The following is a 16779-nucleotide window of genomic DNA, read 5'->3' as shown; positions in this document are numbered from 1 at the left end:
ATGGCCGCCGCTGCTCCGGCAGGCCTTCGGATCAGCCGCGCTGGATGCCCGAGGTGTCCTTGAGCAGGCCGCGCTTGCCCTCCTGGGTCTGCGTCAGCAGGGCCTCGCCGCGCTGGGCGATCGCCAGGTACCAGGTGCCGGGCACCAGTTCACCGACCGGCGAGCCGGTGGGGTTGTCCTCGGGGGCCAGCGGACGCGCGGCCGGGACCGCGAACCAGAACGGCGAGAAGGACGGCGGCGCGGGCGTCGCGCCCGCTGCGGCAGCACCCGCCGAAGCGGCGGCAGCCGGAGCCCCGAACTGCCCGGACGGCTGCCCGGACGCCTGCGCCGCGGGCTGCGCGGCCGAGGCGGCCGGCGTCGGGGTGGACGCCTGGCTCTGCGGGCCGGACTGGGCGTCCGCGCCCTGCTCCGCGCTGGGCGCACCCGGCTCCGGCTTGAGGCGGAAAGTGCGGCCACCGCTCTCACGGCGCGGCGGCGCGTCCTGCGGCGAAGGCTCGCGCAGCGTCGCGGGCTGCGGTGCGGGCGCGGGGGGCTGCTGCTGTGCGTACGGGTAGCCGCCGCCGGCCGGCGGGGTCTGCCCCGGCGTCGCCTCCGGGCCGTGGAACGGCTGACCCGGGTGGGCCTGCTGGACCGGCTGGCCGCCGAAGTGGCCCATGTGCGGCTGCTGCGCGCCGTAGCCAGGGGCCCCGTAGCCCTGCGCGTCCGGACCGCCCGGCGTCGTCGGCTTCGCCTCGGGCAGCAGCTGCGCGGTCAGTGCGGGCAGCACCGGACCGGTGACCGCGAAGACCACGGCGAGCAGCGCGAACAGCAGCGCCAGGAAAGCCCCGACCTGCGGGCTGGAGGTCGCCGCCGGCTGCCCCCAGAGGGAGCCGGTCGGACCACCGAAGAGCGCCCAGAGCGCGGACCAGGCCGACGCCACCGTCAGCACCGTGCCCCAGACGCGCAGCGGAATGTTCAACACCTGTGGGGGCTGGGCGATCAGACGGTCCAACAGGATCAGTACGGCGCCGCCCACGCCGAGCAGGAAGACGCTCGGCAGCAGCGGGAAGAGCGCGACGCTCCAGGCGTTGGTGGAGCAACTGCCCCCCGACCCCGCGCACTGCCCAGCGTCCGCCGAGTAGAAGGTGAAGAAGGAGGAGACGAACAGCAGCAGCGCCGAGGCCGCCAGAGCGGCATCTCCCCGGGTGACGCTTCGCAGATTCACCGTGTCAGGCCTCTCGTGATTCGTCGAGTACGGTGCGGCGGACGGATGATCCGGGCGGACCGCCCATGACCGTTTAGGACCGTATCAGCCCGACGTGTTGCCTTCGTGCAGGACGAAGTCGCTGAGTCCCTCGGCGATGCCCTGGGCGGCCAGTTGACGCCAGGTCGCCGAGGTGACCTTGGCTGCGTCGTCGGCGTCCCGCATGTTCGCGCACTCGATGAAGACCTTGGGCACGGTGGAGAGGTTGAGGCCGCCGAGGTCGCTGCGGATGTCATAGCCCTGACCACCGTTGATGTAGGTGGCGTAGTGCTCGCCGGTGGCCGAGGCGAACGCCGAGCGGACGTCCATGCCGAGGGTGTGCGAGGGCGCGACGATGGCCTGGTTGTCCACACTTCCCTGGTCGACGAGGGCGGGCATGATCACGTGGAAGCCGTAGTCGGTCGGTCCCGCGCCGTCCGCGTGGATCGAGATGGCCGCGTTCGCGTGCGCCTGGTTGCCGACGGCGGCGCGCTGCGTCACGCACGGGCCCCACGGGGTGTCCCCGTCCTGCGTGAAGATCACCTTGGCACCCTCGGCCTCCAGCAACGTGCGGACCCGGCGGGACACGTCGAGGGTGAAGTCCGCCTCCGGGTAGCCGGCGTCCGTCGAAGCCCCGGTGGTGTCGCAGGCCTTGCTGCCGTTGCCCACGAAGACCAGGCTGTTGATCTCGCTGGGGTGGTTCACGTTGTTCGGGTTGTGGCCCGGGTCGATCACGATGACCTTGCCGGCCAGCGGCTTGGCGGCGGTGCCCGCTGCGCCGGATCCCGAAGTGCCGGACCCTGCCGCGCCGGTTCCCGCCGCCGACGCCGGAGCGGATGCGCCGCCCTTCGTGGCCCCGTCGCCGGACGGCGTCCCGCTCTTCGTGCCCGCCGACGGCCTCGCGCCGGATGCGGTGGCGGTGCCGCGCTCTCCGGCGAACGCCTGCCAGCCCAGCCACCCCGCGAAGCAGAGCGGCACCAGCGCGGAGAGCACCAGCACGAGCGTGGTGGCCTTGGAGCGCTGCCGGAGCGGCGCGCGGTCGTCGTCGTGCTGGTGGTCAGAGTTCATTCTCGGTCCAGGGGTGGAGTCCGTACTGGCTGGCGATCGGGTCCCATTGCAACACGAACGCCTTTTTGTCGGTCGTGGCCTGGGCACTGCTCGTGCCCGCGGCCTGATAGTCCGAGGTCTGCTTCACCTTGTTGGGCTGGCAGCCCCCGTTGGCCATCGCGCCCGCCCAGGAGGCGTAGCCCTGGTCCGCGCTGAGCGACTCGTTCTCGGCCTTGGTGAGCAGCTGCTGCAACGCGGTCCCGTTGGGGAGCGCGGAGATGTCGAGCTGGCCGAGCTTGCTGATCAGGTTCTGTCGGTCGGTGGCGGCCTGCTGCAGGGTGGCCTGCGCGGCGGCGACGGACGCCGGGGTGCTGCACGCCGTCACCGTCTGCACGGCGGTGACGACCTGGTTGCGGTCGGAGTTGCTCTCGTTCAGCAGCCCGTCCACGGCCTGGGCCTGGGCCTGCGCGTTCCCGCTCGCACCGGCCGAGGCGCTTCCTGACGGCGACGCGGCCCCCGATCCGCCGGTGGCGGCCGGGCTGGAACCCGCGGGCGCGGCCGACGAGGTCGCCCCGACGGCCCGGCTGTTCGACCCCGACGACGAGCCGGGCCCGAGCGCCCACACCGCACCGACCCCGAGCACGGCGGCGCCGGCGATGACCGCCACGACCAGCAGCGGCATGCGCGACCGGGGAGCGGACCCGTTGTCGGTGATGCCGTAGGACTCGAAGGTCGGCGGCTGGTGGGGCTCCCGGAAGGGGGACTGGTAGGGCTGGTGCTGAGGGTGCTGAGGGCTCTGTTGGTGGGCGTAGGGCTGCTGTTGCCCGTAGGGCTGTTGAGGCGCGGCCGGGTACACGGTCGGCTGCCCCGTCGGTTGCGTGGACGCTTCCGCCGTCGGCTGCGTGCTGGCCTGCGCCGTCGGGTAGGAAGGCGGATACGACGGTGGGTACGCGGGCGGCTGCGGCGGTTGCGCGGGGTACGACGGTGGCGCCGGCAGCGGGGCCTGGGCCGGGATCTGGCCCTGGGGAGAGGCCGCCGCGTCCTGTGCAGGCGGTGCCGGTGCCGCTGCTGGTGTCGGGAGTGCCGTCGGGGGTGCTGTCGGCGCGTAGGGGCGGACCATCGGATGGTCCAGTTCGGGCACCGGCGGCAGCAGTTCCGTCGGCTCCTCGTCCGCCGAGTTGCCCGCGGCAGCCGCCGGCGGCTCCGGCGGCCGGGACTGCTGAGGTGGCTGCGGGGACTGCTGCGGCGGTTGCTGAGGCGGCTGGGGCCGCTGGGGTTGCTGCGTCGGCATGGAGCCGCGGTCGCCGCGGCGGACCCAGCCGCCTGCGCCGCCGCGCGCCGTCGGGTCCCACACCGCGGGTGCGGGGTTGTCCTGCTCGCTCACGCGCCACCTCGTTCCCGGTTCGATGGCGGCCACGGTATCGAACCGGTTCGTGGGTGCGGCGGGACTTCCCGACGGACACGATCCGTTCTGGGCCGGTCCGGACGGGTCCGCCGGAACAGAACGTTCCGAGCGTTTTCGTCCGGTCTGCCCGGATATCGTGCGCGGTGGGGTGCAGCCAGTGCAGCGGGTGCGGCCTGTCAGCCGCGTCGCAGCACGCGGAGCGAGCCGGTGACGGAGATCTCCTTGAAGCCGTCGGCGAGGGCGCGCAGGTAGATCCGGTACGGTGCCTGACCGCCGTCGGCCGGGTCCGGGAAGATGTCGTGGATCACCAGCAGGCCCTCGGGCGCCAGATGCGGCACCCAGCCGTCGTAGTCGCCGGTCGCGTGCTCGTCGGTGTGCCCGCCGTCGACGAAGACCAGCCCGAGTGGCTTGCCCCAGAGCGCGGCCAGCTGCGGGGAGCGCCCGACCAAGGCCACGACGTACGGCTCCAGCCCGGCCGCGTGCAGGGTGCGACGGAACCGGGGCAGCGTGTCCATCTGGCCGACCTCCGGGTCGACCAGCGTCGGGTCGTGGTACTCCCACCCCGGCTGCTGCTCCTCGGACCCGCGGTGGTGGTCGACGGTGACGGCCACGCCGCCCCCGAGCCGCGCCGCCTCGGCGAGCAGGATCGTCGACCGACCGCAGTACGTGCCGACCTCCAGCAGCGGCAGCCCGGTCCGGGTCACCGCGTCCATCGCCGCCGCGTAGAGGGCGAGGCCCTCGTCAGCCGGCATGAACCCGGTGGCCGCCTCGAACGCGGCGAGCACCGCAGCGTCCGGCCGCACCGGGTCGAGCTGCGGTGCCGTCGGGGCCTTCGTTGACGTCTGCGCCATCTCTGTGGCCTGCGAGGTCGCGTCCATAGCCGGTCACCTTACCGGCGGGTCACTTGCGCCGGATACGGGCGGTGCGGGCGGTGCGACCAGTTGCCCTGCTCGACCGCTGACCTCAGCGGTCGAGGACATGGGCGGCCAGCCGGTCCGCGTATGGCCGCAGCTCGCCCGCGATCGCGTCCCAGGTCTCGGCCGACGGCGTCAACTCGGCCGGGGCGCCGGGGAAGGCGCGCACGTACCCGACCCGGAGGTGGGTCGGCGGGTGGCTGCCGTCCGCGACGGCGTCGCTCAGCTCGTCGGCGACGATCCGCCGGGTGCGCTCCGTCTCCGGGATCGACCGGACGTAGTCCTGGAGTTCGGTCCAGAGCGTCTCCGGCGCACGGCGCTCGGCCGGTGCCGCAGGCCTGTCCGCCTTCTCCGCCCTCTCCCCCTTCTCTGCCGTATCGGCTTGCTCCGCCTTCGCGTCGCGCCGGCGCGGTACCCACTGGGCCGCGACCGTGCGCTGGTGGACCACGTGCCAGTACGCCGACGGCAGCATGAGCGCCCCGAGCAGTCCGGCCGCCCCGTCCGCCCCGGCGAGGCGGACCGCGAAGCCGTCCGCCAGGTACTCCGCCCGGCGGCTGCCGGCCAGGGTGAGCCGCTCCAACAGCCGGAACCAGACCACGACCAGGCCGCGGATCGCGAACATCACGACCTGTGCGAGTGCCTCGCCGATCACGGCGATTCCGCCTCCCGCGCTGCGGCCACCGCTCAACCGGCGTCCGGGCAGCAGCATCTCGTACCACTGCGCCAGGGAGGTGAGGGCCGTTCCGAGCCAGAACCCGCTGGTGGCATCGCCGTTGGCGCCGTGGCCGAACTCGTGGGCCAGCAGAGCGACACGCTCCTGCGGTTCGAGCGAGTACCAGAGCGGCACCCCGATCGTCAGCACCACCCGACGCCGCAGCCCGACGCGGCGGTAGCTCGCGTTGAAGGCGGAGTTGAGCAGGATCGCGTCGGCACGCCGGGTCCCGAGCCGGTCGGCGACGGCGTCGGCCAACGCCCAGAGCTCCGGGGCCCGTTCGCGGCCGGGAGCCGGCGCGCTCTTCCGCACGCGGGAGTAGCGGCCCAGCCTGGGGCGGAGGAAGACCGCGATCAGGACCACCGCGACGCCGAAGACATCGGCGACCCAGGTGCCGAGGGCCAGCAGCGAATAGCCGACGGCGAGCAGGGCGAGAGTGACCAGGTGCACCGGAAGCGCCAACGCGGCGGCGGCGTACCGGCTCGCGGACAGGGTGGGCCGTAGCGTCCTGCCGTCGGCTGCGGCCGCGCTGACCTCGGCGAAGAGTCGCTCCTCCGCGCTGCGGTCGAGACGGCCCGCGAGCGGCCGTCGGCCGCTTGGTGCGGGGCCGGAGACCTTCCCCTGACCGGCGCTCGGCAGGGCGTTCCAGCGGCAGGCGGGGCACCAGCGGGTGAACCGCTCGTCGTCGGTGAGTGCGCCGCCGCAGTCCGGGCAGGCGGCGTCAGTGCTGGTCACCGTGTTGGTCGCAGTGCTGGTGTCGGGGGTGGTCACGGCGGCAGATCATGCCGTAGTCGGACGGCTGTGCGAAAGCGGTTTCCCTGGAGTCCCATGCCCCTTCCCAATTTCTGGAACGCGTTCTAATCTGACGGCACGTCAGTTCCGGGAAGGGGCGTGGATGGCCATCGGTATCAGCGAGGAGCACCGGGAGCTACGGGCCTCGGTGCGTCGTCGGCTGGAGCGGGATGTCTCCGGCGAGGTGGTCAGGGGCGCGCTGGCGGAGGGGCCGGGTGCGGTGGGGACCGTTCGGCCCTTGTGGTGGAAGGGGTTGGCCGAGCAGGGGATGCTCGGTCTCCACCTCGCCGAGTCGGTCGGCGGAGGGGGAGGCGGCCTGCTCGACCTGGCGGTCGTGGTGGAGGAGACGGGCCGGGCGTTGCTGCCCGGCGCGTACCTGCCCACCGTGCTGGCGTCCGCACTGCTGGCCCCGTCGGGTGACGCCCGCCTTGCCTCCCTTGCCGAAGGCGGGCTCACCGCAGCCGTGGTCGGCGAAGGGGTGCCGGGTTCGCCAGGTTCGCCGGGCTCGCCAGGTTCGTCGGGTGGGCTGTCGATTGTGGCGGAGGGCCGGATCAGCGGTGCCGCCGCCCCCGTCCTGGGTGCGGCCGAGGCCGACCTACTGGTGGTCCGCGTCGAGGGCGGCTGGCATGCGGTCGACGCGCACGCGGCCGGGGTCCGGATCACGCCCTTGGCGGCGCTGGACCTCACCCGTGGTCTGGCCCGGGTGGAGTTCGACGGTGCTGCCGCTGAACCCCTGCCCATGACGTCTCCGGCCGACCACGCTTCGGCCGACCACGCTTCGGACGTGGTCGCGTCCGTCCTGTTCGCGGCCGAGGCCTGCGGGCTGGCCCGCTGGGCGCTGACGACCGCCGTTGAACACGCCAAGGTGCGTGAGCAGTTCGGGCGTCCGATCGGCCAGTTCCAGGCGGTCAAGCACCTCTGTGCCGGGCTGCTGGTCCGCGCCGAGAAGGCTGCCGCCGCGACCTGGGCCGCCGCACGTGAACCGTCGCCGCTCACCGCCGCCGTGGCGCTCGCCCTCGCCGTCGACGCGGCCTGCGCCAACGCCGAGGACTGCATCCAGATCCTCGGCGGTATCGGCTTCACCTGGGAGCACGACGCACACCTGCGGCTGCGGCGAGCTCTGACGGTTCGTCAACTGTTCGGTGGTGAGAGCGGGCTATGGCGCGCGGTCACCGAGGCGGCAGCGGCTCAGCCGGGGGAGTGGCGTCCGGAGCTGGAACTTCCCCCCGAGGCCGAGGAGTTCCGCGCCGAGGCGCGCGCCGCCGCGGCCTCCGTGGTAGATCTCGAACCGGCCGAACAGCGCCGCCGCCTCGCCCCCGGGGGCTGGGCCGCGCCTCATCTGCCGCAGCCCTACGGCCTCGGTGCGAGCCCGCTGCGTCAACTCGTCGTCGAGCTGGAGCTGCGCGCGGCCGACGTCCGGCTGCCGGACCTGACCATCGGCAACTGGATCGTCCCCTCCCTCGTCGCCCACGGCACCGAGGACCAGCGCGAGCGCCTGCTGATGCCGACCCTGCGCGGCGACATCACCTGGTGCCAACTCTTCTCCGAGCCGGAGGCCGGATCCGACCTCGCCTCGCTGCGCACCCGCGCCGTCCGCCAGGAGGACGGGAGTTGGCGCGTCGACGGGCAGAAGGTGTGGACGTCGAGCGCCCGCACCGCCGACTACGGCATCCTGCTCGCCCGTACCTCACCGGAGAAGCCGAAGCACAAGGGCCTCACTTATTTCGTGGTGGACATGCGCCGTACCCAGGGCATCGAGATCCGCCCGCTGCGCGAACTCACCGGAGACGCGGTCTTCAACGAGATCTTCCTCGACGACGTGCGGCTCCCCGCCGACGCCGTGGTCGGCGCGGTCGACGAGGGCTGGAAGGTCGCCCGGCACACGCTCGGCAACGAGCGCGTGCACATGGCCGACTCCAGCCCCACCGGGCCAGCCGTCCGGCGACTGCTGCACGCCCACGGCGGCGGCATGGTCGCCGATCCGGTCGCGCTGGGCCGTCTCGCCGCCGATGAGCACGTGCTGACCTGCATCGACCTGCGGACCGCGCTCAGCGCACTGGACGGCCTCGACCCCGGAGCGGGCGGCAGCGTCCGCAAGCTGGTCTCCGCCCCGCACGCGCAGCGCGTCGCCGCGTACGCGCTGGAGCTGTGCGGGCCGTCGGGGGCCGTCTACGAGGGCGTCGGGCGCGAGGCCGCACACGCGGTGCTGATGGCGCGCTGCCTCACCATCGCGGGCGGCACCACGCAGGTCCAGCTCAACGTGGTGGCCGAGCGGATCCTCGGCCTGCCCCGCGATCCGGAACCCGTGCCTGCACCAGTGCCCTCACCCGTACACGCACCCGGGCGACACGACTCCCAGAGCAAGCACGTCTCCCAGAACAGGAGTGGCGCATGACCGAGAAGGTGTTCCTCGTCGGCGTCGGCATGACCCGCTTCGAGAAACCGGAGACCCGGGACTGGCAGTACTGGGACATGGCCAAGGAGGCCGGCGAGGCCGCGCTCGCGGACGCCGGTATCGGCTACGACCTGGTCGAGCAGGCCGCCGTCGGCTACTGCCACCAGCAGTCCACCGCCGGACAACGGGCCGTCTACGAGGTGGGGTTGACCGGCATCCCGGTCTACAACGTCAACAACAACTGCGCCACCGGCTCGACCGCGCTGATGATGGCGCGTCAGTTCGTGGCGGGCGGGATCAACGACTGCGTGCTGGCGCTCGGCTTCGAGAAGATGAGCAAGGGCGCGCTCGGCGGAGGCAGCGGCGCGGACGGCTTCGCGGTCAGCCCGGTCGCCCGGCACTACGGCATCATGGCCGCCAAGCACGGCTTCGAGCGGACCCCGCCCACCGCGCAGATCTTCGGCAACGCCGCGCGGGAACACATGGAGCGCTACGGCACGACGGCCGAACAGCTCGCCCTGGTCGGGGTGAAGAACCACCGCCACTCGACGGCCAATCCGCGCGCCCAGTTCCGCGACGCCTACTCGCTGGAGCAGGTGCTGGAGGCACGCACCATCCACGAGCCGCTGACCAAGTACCAGTGCTCGCCGACCTCCGACGGCTCCGCTGCGGCCGTCGTGGCCAGCGAACGCTTCGTGCGTGAGCACGGCCTGCAGGACCGCGCCGTGGAGATCGTCGCCCAGGCGATGACCACCGACACCGAGGAGAGCTTCGCCTCCGGCTCATGCATCGACGTCGTCGGCAAGCCGATGTCGCGGGCGGCGGGCCGGGCGGTCTTCGAGCAGTCGGGCCTCGGGATCGAGGACGTCGATGTGATCGAGCTCCACGACTGCTTCTCCGTCAACGAGTTGCTGACCTACGAGGCGCTGGGCATGTGCGCGGACGGGGAGAGCGGCAAGCTCGTCGCCGACGGCGCGACGACGTACGGCGGGCGCTGGGTGGTCAACCCGTCGGGCGGACTGATCTCCAAGGGTCACCCGCTGGGCGCGACCGGCCTGGCCCAGGCCGCCGAGCTGGTCTGGCAGCTGCGCGGCCAAGCCGAGGGCCGTCAGGTCGCCGGCGCCCGGGTCGGCCTGGCCCACAACATCGGCCTCGGGGGAGCGGCCGTGGTCACCCTGCTGCGGAAGTGACCGGTCGGCGGGGGCGGACACCCGAGGAATCGCTGTGACAAGGCCGTGCCGGAGCGTTCTCAACTCCACTGCAATGCGCTAGAACTTGTTCTAGCTTGTTGCAACTTGATTGGACACGGATCAGCACGCCCAGCCCTTCAGCCCGCGGGACCGGCAGGACGACGACGGCCGGAGCCCGCGTCGATCGACCCCGGCGCGGCCGACGGTGCGGACGGTCGCGCCGGGGTCTCCACGTTCTCCAAGTACTCCCAGTGAGAGACGGCGACAGAGAAAGGCATCCGCAATGCCCATCGATCCCGCAGTGGCGCTGGCCGCGCCCGACCGCACCACCGACCTCGCCTGGGACCACAAGGACGTGATCCTCTACCACCTTGGCATCGGCGCCGGCGCGCAGCGTCCCGCCACGGACCCGGACGAGCTGCGCTTCACCTACGAGAAGGACCTCCAGGTCATCCCCAGCTTCGTCACCGTCGCGGGCGGTGGACTGGCCAAGGCGGGCGCCTTCAACCTGCCCGGGCTGGACATCAACCTGGCCCAGGTCCTCCACGGCGGCCAGCGGATCGAACTGCACCGTCCCGTCCCGGTGGTCGGCAAGGCCACGCTCACCAGCTCGCTCGCCGCGATCTACGACAAGGGCAAGGCGGCCGTCCTGGTCATGCGCAGTGAGGCGGCCGACGCGGACGGTCCCCTCTACACCTGCGACACCGAGATCTTCGTACGCGGCGAGGGCGGCTTCGGCGGCGAGCGCGGCGCGAGCACGCGGGTCACCCTGCCGGACCGCGCGGCGGACCATCAGCGCGAGGTGCCGGTCCGGCACGACCAGGCGCTGCTCTACCGGCTCTCCGGCGACTGGAACCCACTGCACGCCGACCCCGACTTCGCCAAGCTGGCCGGCTTCGACCGCCCGATCCTGCACGGGCTCTGCTCCTACGGCGTCACTCTCAAGGCGGTCGTGGACACCGTCCTCGGCGGCGACGCGACCCGGGTCCGCAGCTACAGCACCCGCTTCGCCGGGATCTTCTTCCCCGGCGAGACGCTGCGCGTCCGCATCTGGGAGGAGCGCGAGGCGTCCGGGAACCGGTTGTTGGTCAGCGCGACCAGCGCCGACCGCGACGACGCCCCCGTCCTGGCGGACACGGTCGTCACCTACCAGCCCTGACGGACACGCACATGCCGTGCTGGTTTATCGACTTCGCACCGCACTCACTGCACACGTGAACCGCAACGATCCCGCACCGCAACGACCCCGCACCGCAACGACCCCGCACCGCAACGACCGAGGAGCCCGAAGATGCGCGCAGCGGTACTGCACGAGACCGGCCAGGAGAAACTCGAGGTCCACGACGGCGTCGACGTCCCGGCCACCGGCCCGGGCAAGGTCAGGGTGCGGATGAAGGCCGCCAGCCTGTGCCACTCCGACCTGTCCGCGATGAGCGGCGTGCTGCCGCAGCCCGCGCCGTTCGTGCCCGGGCACGAGGGGGCGGGTGAGGTCACCGAGGTCGGGGAGGGCGTCGAGGGCCTGGCCGTGGGCGACCGGGTCATCGTCTGCTGGATGCCGCCGTGCGGCACCTGCTCCGCGTGCAGGCGCGGCGAGGGCAACCTCTGTCTGGCCGCGTTCATGAACATGGGCACGCCCAGCTACACCCACCAGGGCAAGGACATCTTCGGCTTCTCCGCCACCGGCACCTTCGCCGAGGAGAGCGTCATCGCCGCCGGGTGCGCGTTCAAGATCCCCGACGACGTCCCCTACGAGGTGGCCGCCCTGATCGGCTGCGGGGTCACCACGGGCGTCGGCGCGGCCATCAACACCGCGAAGGTGGAGCCGGGTTCGTCGGTCGTGGTGGTCGGCTGCGGCGGCGTCGGCATCGCCGCGATCCAGGGCGCCAAGGTCGCCGGCGCAGCCCAGATCCTCGCGGTCGACCCGGTCGCCGGACGCCGCGAGTGGGCGCTGCGCTTCGGCGCGACCGAGGCGGTCCACCCCGACCAGCTCGACGAGGCCAAGAACCGGATCACCGGCGGCGAGGGGTTCGACTACGCCTTCGAGGTCGTCGGCAGGTCCGCCACCGTCCGCACCGCCTACGACGCCACCCGGCGCGGCGGCGCGCTGGTCGTCGTCGGCGCGGGCGCGATGGACGACATGGCGCAGTTCAACATGTTCGAGCTGTTCTTCAACGAGAAGCGCATCCTGCCGTCCCTCTACGGAGGTTCGGACGTCCTCGCCACCTACCGCACGGTCCTCGAGCTGTGGCGGGCCGGGCGGCTGGACCTCGAGGGCATGGTCACCCACCACGTCCGGCTCGAGGCCGTCAACGACGCGCTCCAGCAGATGCGCACGGGCGAGGCCCTGCGCACCGTCATCGACCTGGGCTGACGAGCCACGGGCCGCCGTTGTGCGGCCCGCGCGCCGCAGTTCGCGCTGCGGCGAATCCGCACCGACCAGATTCGTACCGATCCGATTCGTGCTGATCTGAGTCGCTCCATCCGATCCGCACCTCGCTCATCGACCGGGAGTCAACGGATGTCCACCTCTCTGCAAGGCCTCACCGCGATCGTCACCGGCGCGGGCCGGGGTCTCGGCCGCGCCGAGGCGCTGGAACTCGCCCGCTCGGGCGCCAACGTCGTCGTCAACGACTTCGGCGCGCCCGGCCGGGACGGCAGCGGGGCAGCCTCGGCGGCGCCTGCGGACGAGACCGTGGCCGAGATCCGCGCCCTCGGGGGGCAGGCCGTCGCCCACTACGGCGACGTCGCCGACCTGGCCTCGGCCAAAGCGCTGGTCGACCTGGCGGTCGAGACCTACGGGCAGTTGGACATCCTGGTCAACAACGCCGGGATCCTCCGCGACCGGATGGTCTTCTCGATGAGCGAGGAGGAGTGGGACTCGGTCATCCACGTCCACCTCAAGGGCCACTTCGCCACCACCCGCTTCGTCGCCGCCCATTGGCGCGACCGCAGCAAGGCGGCCGGCGCGCCGGTCTACGGACGGATCGTCAACACCTCGTCCGAGGCGTTCGTCGCGGGCTCGGCCGGGCAGCCCAACTATGCGGCGGCGAAGGGCGGGATCGTCGGACTCACCACCAGTTCCGCCTCGGCACTGGCGCGTTACGGCGTCACCGCCAACGTCATCTGCCCGCGCGCCCGGACCCGGATGACGGAGGACGTCTTCACCGGCTCGATGGCTGCCCCTTCGAGCGGGATCGACCCGCTGGCCCCGGAACACGTCTCCCCGCTGGTCGCCTATCTGGCGTCCCCGGCGGCAGGCAACGTCAACGGTCAGTGCTTCGTGGTCCACGGCGGCATGGTCGCGGTTCTCGGCGCGCCGCCGGTGCTGGCCAAGTTCGACACGGCCAAGGAGGCCTTCACGCCGGGTGAGCTCGACGAGTTGATGTCGCCGTTCTACGCGGAGCGGCGGCCCGGGGACGGCTTCGCCAACATGGCCGTACTGGGCCTGAAGCACGGGGGCTGACGGCGGCCTTCACGCGCAAGCGGGGGCGTTCACACGCAGGGGCGCGGAGCTCCACCGGACGACGGTGGGACCCCGCGCCCCTCAGCTGTGTGGACCGTTACTCGCCGCGGCGGTGACGGCCGTGGCCGGCGTGGCCGTTCTCCTGAACCTCGTCATCGGACCCGTGGCCCCGATGACGGCCGTGCGCGTCCTCCTCGGCGCCGTTCTCATTGATGTCGGTGAGGGCATCAGACATGAGAGTTGTCTTCTCCGTTTACTCAGCGTCGTCGTACACGTTCTCTACTGCCGTACCCGACAACCCTAGTAAAACCTTCGGCTCGATTCACGTCGGGCGCACGCTGCGCAGAAAACCCGCCAGCAACTCCTGCAACAGCGGCGCACCCTCCTCGGCCAGGACCTCGTGCCCCGCGCCCGCCGCCTCGACGTACTGGAAGTCGCTCCCCTGAACCCGGCCGATCCGCAGCAACTCCTGCCGCAGCAAACGGGACTGGGTGACGGGCACGATGTCGTCCGCGTCGCCGTGCACGACCAGTAGTTCGGACGTCAGCCGATGACAGAGCAGCAGGACGTCCCGGGGGCCGCGGCCGTCGGCGGGCTCCTGGGCCGCACCCATCCGTTCGGCCAGGCCCTGCACCGCCGGTCCGGCCTCGGCCTGCAGCCGTGCGCCGGACAGGAACGGCGACACCGCCGCCACCCGGGCCACCTGCTCCGGTGCGGTGCCGGCCGCCAACAGCGCCAGGAACGCGCCGTAGCTGACGCCGAAGAGCGCGACCTGGCGCAGGCCCAGCGACGCGCGCTGTCCGCCGATGCTCTGCAGCAGCGTCAGCACGTCGTCCAGATCCGGGCCGCCCCAGGCGTTCTGGACGGCTTCGGCATGCTCGGCGCCGTAACCCGTGCTGCCACGCTGGTTGGGCGCGACCACGGCCATGCCCTCGGCCGCGAAGCGCTGCAGCGTCGGTTCGAACTCCAGCCGCCAGGCGTCGGCCGGACCGCCGTGCAGGGCCATCACCAGGTGTTCGGCGGTGAGCCAGGCGTCGCCGCCGTAGACGACTCCCTCCAGCGGACCGGCCGCGCCCGGCAGCGTCACCGTCTGCGCGGACTCCCACGGCCGGCCGTCGCCGCGCTGCGCGCTGCCGTCCAACCGCCAGCCCGTCTCCCGTGCTTGGGGGATGACCTTGACCACGCTGTTGAACCCGGCGCGACCGCCCTGCAGCGGAGCCAGCCCGAGCGGCACGGGCTGGACTATCGGTCTGCTCTCACCGCTGAGCAGGAGGTCGACGTCGACGGAGGCCATCGCCGCGGGATGGTCCGGGGCTGAGTACGGCATCCGCAGACCCGCCGCCGACCAGTGCGCCACGCCGCCGAGTCGGCCGGGCGGTACGCGTAGCGGGTCGACCCGCGTCGAGCCCGGCTCCCACAGGGCCAGTGTCGAGGTGGCGCCAAAGTCGGCCTGGACGGCGACCCGGTTGCGCCCGGGCTCGATGGCGATCGGCCGCAGGAACTGGCGTCCGCCGCGCAGGCACTCGGGAAACCGGAGTGGCTCGGCGGACCCGAGTCGCCCCCAGCCGAGCCGGTCCTCACCGGGCGCGTCGCTGCGGACCAGGACCAGGCCGGTGGCCGGATCGCAGGCGGCCAAGCGGTCGTTGCTGCGGGTGGAGAGTTCGAGCAGTGGCGAGACCGATCCGGTCACCAGGTCCAGCGCGACCGCCTTGACCTGGGCGGAGCCGTCGGCGAGCCGCTGCAACCGGTCCAGTCCCAGCAGGCGTCCGCCCTCGTCCAGCCAGATCCCGCCGCCGTGGAGCCCAGGCAGCTCGGCGACGAGCTGTGGCGCGCAGACGCCGTCGGCGCTGATCAGCCAGACCGAGGTGGTGGTCATGCCGTCGGTGCCGAGCGCCACCGCCACCGGAGCGCCGGGGGCAGGGCAGGGGAGTGGCAGCAACCGCAGGCCCGCCTGTTGCAGGCGACCCGCTGACAGGTCCGCCTGACCGTTGGTGCCCCGGACCACCAGCTCCTGCCAGAGTCCCTGGTGACGGCAGATCAGCACCCGGCCGTCGATCAGCGGCAGCAGCTGGGACTGCAGGTTCTCCGACCGGTGGCCGCCCGCACCGGGCCGCAGCGGCTGCGGAACGCATAGCCCGCCCGGCTCTTGGCCGAGCCGCCAGCTCTCCACGAACCAGCGTCCGTCCGCCTCGGCGGCCAAGCAGGCCGCATGCGAGCCGTCGGCGGAGAAAGCGAAGCTCACCCGCCGCAGCGCGGCCGAGATGTGCCCGCCGGGCTGCCCGGAGGCCGGGCCGCCCGCCGCACCGGCTGCGCCGGAGGGGGAGCCGCCGACGGGACGACGAGGGGGGACGGTGAGGGGGATCGCGGTCATGGCTGCACCACCGCTGCTCGGTCGACCGCGGAGGGGCGGTCGACGGACAAGTAGGAGACGTGTGCGTGTGCGTATGGGTGTGCAAGGAAGCGACGTGCGGGTGCGCGTTCGAGTACGAGTGCAGGTGGGGTGCGCGAGGTAGCGCGGCGCGACGCGCCCCCGGGGCCGGACGGGATCGGTCCGGTCGCCCGACCGTGACCTCGTCCGCATTGCCGAAGCTACTTTCGCTTGTGCGCCGCTCGCACGGGATCGCGGATTCATCACTCGTACGGGTGGAGCTGCCAATCGGCCCGTAACCTTCCGCGTTGTCCGAAGCGGCGGCTCTGCCGCGATACCCTCGGACACGTGCCGAAACTCGCTGCCCTCCGCTCCGTCCTCGACGAGCTGTACCCGCCCGCCTGGGCCGAGTCGTGGGACGCCGTCGGACTGGTCTGCGGAGACCCGGAGGACGAGGTCAGCCGGGTGCTGTTCGCGGTCGACCCGGTCCAGGCCGTGGTCGACGAGGCGGTCGCCTTCGGTGCACAGCTGGTGGTCACGCACCACCCGCTCTATCTCCGCGGCACCACGACCGTGGCCGCCGACACCTTCAAGGGCCGGGTCGTCCACACGCTGATCCGCAACGGCATCGGCCTGCTGGTCGCCCACACCAACGCCGACCACGCCGACCCCGGTGTCTCCGACGCCCTCGCCGAGGCGGTCGGTCTGCGCATCACCGGTCCGCTGATCCCGGACCCGAGCGACCCGGAGGGTCGCCGCGGCACCGGCCGGATCGGCGAGCTGCCCGAGCCCGAGCCGCTCGCCGCCTTCGCGGCGCGGGTCGCCGCCGGGCTCCCCGCCACTGCCCAGGGCGTCCGCGCGGCCGGAGACCCGGACCGTCCGATCCGACGCGTCGCCGTCTGCGGCGGCTCCGGCGACAGCTTCTTCGCCGAGGTCCGCGCGGCCGGAGTCGACGCCTACGTCACCGCCGACCTGCGACACCACCCCGCCTCCGAGGCCCGCGAGCACGCGGACATCGCACTGGTCGACGCCGCGCACTGGGCCACCGAGTGGCCGTGGCTGCGCAGCGCCGAGCGCCGATTGCTCGCCGCCGCCGAGAAGCACGGCTGGGAGCTGGAGACGCGGGTGTCCACCCACGTCTCCGACCCCTGGACCGCGCACGCCCCCATGGCCTTCCCGGCCACGGCCGACGCCACCACGTCGGCCACCGCCGTCGCGGCCACCGGCGCCGCCACGGCCCACTGACCGCAACCCCTTCCATCCGCTGAGGA

General features: G+C 72.6%; 13 protein-coding genes. 6 read left to right on the top strand and 7 right to left on the bottom strand.

Translation table 11 applies throughout. From position 1 onward, the window contains the following. Positions 1-31 precede the first annotated feature (31 nt). The 5 genes from I2501_RS34200 to I2501_RS40855 all read right to left on the bottom strand — a co-directional run bounded on the left by I2501_RS34200 (position 32) and on the right by I2501_RS40855 (position 6071). Positions 32-1204: a hypothetical protein gene (locus I2501_RS34200; RefSeq protein ID WP_196198066.1), complete on the bottom strand. Its 1173-nt coding sequence runs from the start codon at positions 1202-1204 to the stop codon at positions 32-34. An 84-nt stretch (positions 1205-1288) separates the two neighbouring features. Further along, complete coding sequence (locus I2501_RS34195) at positions 1289-2290, bottom strand: N-acetylmuramoyl-L-alanine amidase (protein ID WP_196198065.1); 1002 nt, start codon at positions 2288-2290, stop codon at positions 1289-1291. Beyond that, a complete protein-coding gene (locus I2501_RS34190; protein ID WP_196198064.1) occupies positions 2280-3653 on the bottom strand; it encodes a hypothetical protein in 1374 nt (457 codons plus the stop codon). The genes I2501_RS34195 and I2501_RS34190 overlap by 11 nt, the downstream gene beginning before the upstream one ends. A 197-nt stretch (positions 3654-3850) precedes the next feature. Beyond that, on the bottom strand, positions 3851-4525 hold the full coding sequence (locus tag I2501_RS34185) for a class I SAM-dependent methyltransferase (protein WP_196198185.1): 675 nt from the start codon (positions 4523-4525) through the stop codon (positions 3851-3853). A 112-nt stretch (positions 4526-4637) separates the two neighbouring features. Next, on the bottom strand, positions 4638-6071 hold the full coding sequence (locus I2501_RS40855; protein WP_196198063.1) for a M48 family metallopeptidase: 1434 nt from the start codon (positions 6069-6071) through the stop codon (positions 4638-4640). A gap of 124 nt (positions 6072-6195) precedes the next feature. Here I2501_RS40855 and I2501_RS34175 point away from each other — a divergent pair, with 124 nt between their 5' ends. The 5 genes from I2501_RS34175 (at position 6196) to I2501_RS34155 (ending at position 13140) form a co-directional block, all read left to right on the top strand. Further along, positions 6196-8487, top strand: coding sequence for an acyl-CoA dehydrogenase (locus tag I2501_RS34175; protein WP_196198062.1), 2292 nt, complete (start codon positions 6196-6198; stop codon positions 8485-8487). Then, positions 8484-9677, top strand: a complete 1194-nt coding sequence (locus I2501_RS34170) for a lipid-transfer protein (protein WP_196198061.1) — start codon at positions 8484-8486, stop codon at positions 9675-9677. The genes I2501_RS34175 and I2501_RS34170 overlap by 4 nt, the downstream gene beginning before the upstream one ends. 283 nt (positions 9678-9960) lie before the next feature. Beyond that, the gene (locus I2501_RS34165; RefSeq protein ID WP_196198060.1) at positions 9961-10836 is read left to right on the top strand and encodes a MaoC/PaaZ C-terminal domain-containing protein; all 876 of its coding nucleotides are present in this window, start codon (positions 9961-9963) and stop codon (positions 10834-10836) included. Between the two features lie 132 nt (positions 10837-10968). Beyond that, complete coding sequence (locus I2501_RS34160; RefSeq protein ID WP_196198059.1) at positions 10969-12048, top strand: Zn-dependent alcohol dehydrogenase; 1080 nt, start codon at positions 10969-10971, stop codon at positions 12046-12048. A 147-nt stretch (positions 12049-12195) separates the two neighbouring features. Continuing rightward, positions 12196-13140: a 3-oxoacyl-ACP reductase gene (locus I2501_RS34155; RefSeq protein ID WP_196198058.1), complete on the top strand. Its 945-nt coding sequence runs from the start codon at positions 12196-12198 to the stop codon at positions 13138-13140. Between the two features lie 97 nt (positions 13141-13237). Here I2501_RS34155 and I2501_RS34150 read toward each other — a convergent pair whose 3' ends face one another. Together I2501_RS34150 and I2501_RS34145 are read right to left on the bottom strand one after the other, a co-directional pair. Then, positions 13238-13375, bottom strand: a complete 138-nt coding sequence (locus I2501_RS34150) for a hypothetical protein (RefSeq protein WP_196198057.1) — start codon at positions 13373-13375, stop codon at positions 13238-13240. A gap of 87 nt (positions 13376-13462) precedes the next feature. Next, a complete protein-coding gene (locus tag I2501_RS34145) occupies positions 13463-15511 on the bottom strand; it encodes an alpha/beta hydrolase family protein (protein WP_196198056.1) in 2049 nt (682 codons plus the stop codon). A 345-nt stretch (positions 15512-15856) separates the two neighbouring features. On the opposite strand from I2501_RS34145, the gene I2501_RS34140 reads away from it, so the two are divergent. Further along, entirely contained in the window at positions 15857-16753 is an 897-nt protein-coding gene (locus I2501_RS34140) for a Nif3-like dinuclear metal center hexameric protein (protein ID WP_196198055.1), read from the top strand. Positions 16754-16779 lie beyond the last annotated feature (26 nt).

Source organism: Streptacidiphilus fuscans (assembly GCF_015690355.1).
GTDB lineage: Bacteria > Actinomycetota > Actinomycetes > Streptomycetales > Streptomycetaceae > Streptacidiphilus > Streptacidiphilus fuscans.
Note: the sequence above shows the minus strand (reverse complement) of the source record. Positions and strands in the feature narration are given on the sequence as shown.